At 68.5% G+C, this 3,531-nt stretch carries 6 protein-coding genes and 1 pseudogene; all 7 read right to left on the bottom strand.

From position 1 onward, the window contains the following. The coding region (locus tag ENN83_RS14880) for a LuxR C-terminal-related transcriptional regulator (protein ID WP_287188305.1) at positions 1-153 on the bottom strand (153 nt) is incomplete at its 3' end. 74 nt (positions 154-227) lie between these two features. Further along, positions 228-539: a response regulator gene (locus ENN83_RS14885; RefSeq protein WP_287188298.1), complete on the bottom strand. Its 312-nt coding sequence runs from the start codon at positions 537-539 to the stop codon at positions 228-230. A 30-nt stretch (positions 540-569) separates the two neighbouring features. Continuing rightward, complete coding sequence (locus ENN83_RS14890; protein WP_287188299.1) at positions 570-731, bottom strand: hypothetical protein; 162 nt, start codon at positions 729-731, stop codon at positions 570-572. A gap of 84 nt (positions 732-815) precedes the next feature. Continuing rightward, a complete protein-coding gene (locus ENN83_RS14895) occupies positions 816-1,241 on the bottom strand; it encodes a DUF934 domain-containing protein (RefSeq protein ID WP_287188301.1) in 426 nt (141 codons plus the stop codon). After that, positions 1,238-1,978 (bottom strand): phosphoadenylyl-sulfate reductase, encoded by a 741-nt coding sequence (locus tag ENN83_RS14900; RefSeq protein ID WP_287188303.1) that lies wholly within the window; start codon positions 1,976-1,978, stop codon positions 1,238-1,240. The genes ENN83_RS14895 and ENN83_RS14900 overlap by 4 nt, the downstream gene beginning before the upstream one ends. Then, positions 1,968-3,355 (bottom strand): annotated as a pseudogene (locus tag ENN83_RS14905) (nitrite/sulfite reductase). Before ENN83_RS14905 ends, ENN83_RS14900 begins: the two are co-directional and overlap by 11 nt. Positions 3,356-3,373: 18 nt before the next feature. Then, the gene (locus ENN83_RS14910; RefSeq protein WP_287188307.1) at positions 3,374-3,517 is read right to left on the bottom strand and encodes a DUF2849 domain-containing protein; all 144 of its coding nucleotides are present in this window, start codon (positions 3,515-3,517) and stop codon (positions 3,374-3,376) included. Positions 3,518-3,531 lie beyond the last annotated feature (14 nt).

Genomic DNA, 3,531 nt, shown 5'->3' on the forward strand with positions numbered 1-3,531 from the left:
CTGGTTCAGGAAGGCGCGGGCGCCGGCATCGCCGAGCCCCGTGCCCAGATCGCGATTGGCGCTTTCCACCAGCACCGCCGCCTGGGTGCGGTTCTGCACCCCGAGTCGCCGCAAAAGCGCCGTTATATGCGCCTTGACGGTCGCTTCGGCCAACGACAGTTAGTGGGCGATCTGCTTGTTCGGCTTGCCCGCGCAAATCAGCTTCATGATCCGCGCCTGTTGCGGCGTCAGTTCCGCAATCCGCTGGCTGACCTCCTGCACTGTGGGCATGCGCGCCTCTGTCCTGGCCGCCTGGCCGGCATTTCGATATCCCGGCGAATATAGCGGCGGCCAGACCGGATCTCGATCAGCGCCGTCTTCAGGTCGTTGGTTGCGGCATCCTTGGGAATGAAGCCCGCCGCGCCCGCCGCCATCAGTGCCTGCACCACCTCGACCGAGGTCAGGGCCGAGATCACCAGCACCGGCACATCGGGGATCCGCTCCCGCAACCGCAGGAACCCGCTAAGCCCGGTCACATCCGGAAGCTTGAGGTCCAGCATCACCAGATCCGGGCTGAAATCGGGGCCAAGCTACGCCAGCCCCTCGCCCAGCGAGGTCGCGCTGCGGATCTTGCGGTCGTCGAAGACGTGACGCAGCGCCATCGCCAGCGCGTCGCTGTACAGCGGGTGATCGTCGATCACCAGAATCGCGCGGATGCGGCTGGCGCCTGGCGCAACGGTGTCTTGGTCCATGTGAAAGTCCTCCCCTCGGGGAGGATAGCAAAACTCGAAGACGCCGCGCAACTTTGCCGCACATCCGGCAGGGATGCCGCCGTCTCAGGCCGGGGCGGCGCGCAGCCGGTCCAGATATCCCGAACTCCGCCGCGCCGCGTGCTGCCAGTCGGCCTCGGTCTGCCGTGCCGCTAGATCGGCGGCGATCTCGACCTCATCGAAGCCGCAGGCCGGTGCCATCGGGTACTGGTCGGCGATCAGATGCCCCGCCGCCCTGAGCCGCCCCTTGAATCCCATCCGCCGAAGGTCGCGCGCCAGCGTGAAACCGCGCCCGTCCGAGAAGACCGGAAAGGCAACCCGGATCGCGGCGATCTGTCCGAGATGGGGCGCCAGCGCCGCCGGATCGTCGGCAGGCAGCAGGTCGACAGCGCCCGGCGCAGCCACGCCCAGCGCCGTCAGCGGCACGAAACCCTCGTCCGGATCGACCGTCGCGAACCCCGCTTCGGTTACCACGACATTACCCCCGCTCATGCCGCACCCGCCCGCCGGACCGCGCGGCCGCCCGAAAAATGGATGCCGCATTCCTCCTTGTCCTGGCCGCGCCAACGGCCCGCCCGCAGACTTTCGCCGGTGGCCACGGGGCTGGTGCAGGGCGCGCAGCCGATCGAGGGATAGTCGCACCCGACCAGCGAGTGACGCGGCAAGGCGTGGGCGTCGATGTAATCGCGCACCTCCTGGCCCGACCAATGCACCAGCGGGTTGACCTTGACCCGGCCGCCCGCGTCCAGTTCGAACAGCGACAGGCCGCTGCGCGCGCCGGTCTGATGCTGCTTGCGCCCGGTGATCCATGACCCGAAGCCGCCCAGCGTCGCCTCCAGGGGGCGGGTCTTGCGCATCGCACAGCAGGCGTCGGGATCGTGGCGATGCAGCTTGCCCGCCGGATCGGCGGCCACCGGTGCCTGTGCGTCGGGCCGCACCATCCGCACCCCGGTAAGCCCCAGCAGCTGCGCCAGCCCGCGCTGATAGTCCAGCGTCTCGGGGAACAGGAGTTCGGTATCGAGAAACAGAACCGGCAGCGCCCTGTCGATCCGCGAAACCATGTGCAACAGCACAACCGATTCAGCGCCGAAGGACGACACCAGCGCAATGCGGCCCGCGAAATCTGCCAGCACATGGGCCAGCACCGTTTCGGGCACCGCCCCGGACAGCGTGGCGTTCAGCGCAGCCACCCGCGCCTCGGCCGGATCGAAGATCGCCTCACGCCGCATCGTCGGGCGCCTTGCATTCGTAAAGCACCTGCTGGAACGGCACCAGCCCGACCCTGCGGAATGCCTCGCCAAAGCTTTCGTCGGCATCGCGCCGCAGCCTCAGATAGGCCAGAACGATCCGCTCGACCGCGCCCACGATCTCGTCCGCGGCAAAGCCAGGGCCGGTGCGCTGGCCTATGGCGGCATTCTGGGTCGGATCGCCACCCGGCGTGATCTGGTAAGTCTCGACCCCGCGCGTTCGAGCCCGAGGATGCCGATCTCGGCAACATGGTGATGCGCGCAGGCATTGATGCAGCCCGAGATGTTCAGCCTGAGCGGACCCACCTCATGCTCGATCTTCAGCGCCTCGAAGTGCTGCGCGACCTGTTGGGCAACCGGGATCGAGCGGGCCGAGGCCAGCGCGCAATAATCCAGCCCCGGGCAGGCGATGATGTCCGAGAGATGCCCGGCATTCGTCGCCGCCAGCCCCGCATCCGCCAGCGCCGCGAACACCGTCGGCAGGTCGGCCTTGCGCATATGCGGCAGCACCACGTTCTGGCGGTGGCTGATCCGGATCTTGTCATGGCCATAGCGCTCGGCCAGATCGGCGAGCAGCCGCATCTGCCAGGCACTCGCATCCCCCGGCGCCTGACCCGGCGTCTTGAGCGAGACGGTGACGATGGCATGATCCGCCCGCCGGTGCGCGGCAAGGTTCGTGTCGCACCAGGCGTGAAAGGCCGGGCTGCCCGGCGGGATCGTCTCGGGGCCGTCCGGCGGGGCGGGCGGGGCGAAATGGCCCGCGATTCCTGCCAGAAGCACCCGGTCGGCACCGCCGAACTCGGCCCGGGTCTCGGCAAAGCGCACCTCGACCTCGTCGCGCAGGGTTTCAAGCCCGATCTCGTGCACGGCGATCTTGATGCGGGCCTTGTACTTGTTGTCCCGCCGATCAAGCCGGTTGTAGACGCCCAGGATCGCCTCGAGATAGGGCAGCAGGTCGGCCTCGGGCAGGAAGTCGCGGATCACCTGGCCCAGCATTGGCGTCCGGCCCAGCCCGCCGCCCACACTGACCTCGAACCCCGTCTCGTCGCCCCGCCGCACAAGGCGCAGCCGGGGCCAGTTGAACTGGATGTTCTGGCGCGTGGTGAAATGGCCATAGCCGCGGTCCCAACGCTCGGCGATCATCGCAAGCTGGCGCATCTGGAGGGCGTTCAGCGTGCCATAGGGGATCGCCACCCGCAGCATGTAGGCATGCAGTTGCAGGTAAAGCCCGTTCATCAGGCGCAGCGGGCGGAACTCGTCCTCGGTCAGGCGGCCGTCGATCCGGCGCTCCACCTGGTCGCGGAACTGGCGCACGCGGGCGCGGACGAAATCCTCGTCGAACTCGGAATAGGCATACATGGGCTTACTCCCGGAGGGTCATTCTGCGGCCTGGGCGGGCAGCGCGAAGGGGGCGGGTCCGCGCGCGCGGACCCGTTCGCGGAAATCGACGGGCACCGGACCGAACGGGCCAGGCCGCACCTCGGCCATGTAGACGCCGACCACGCGATCGGCCTGCGCCATGGCCGCGGCAAGAC

Source organism: Rhodovulum sp., from assembly GCF_011048875.1.
In the GTDB taxonomy this organism is placed as follows: domain Bacteria; phylum Pseudomonadota; class Alphaproteobacteria; order Rhodobacterales; family Rhodobacteraceae; genus Rhodovulum; species Rhodovulum tesquicola.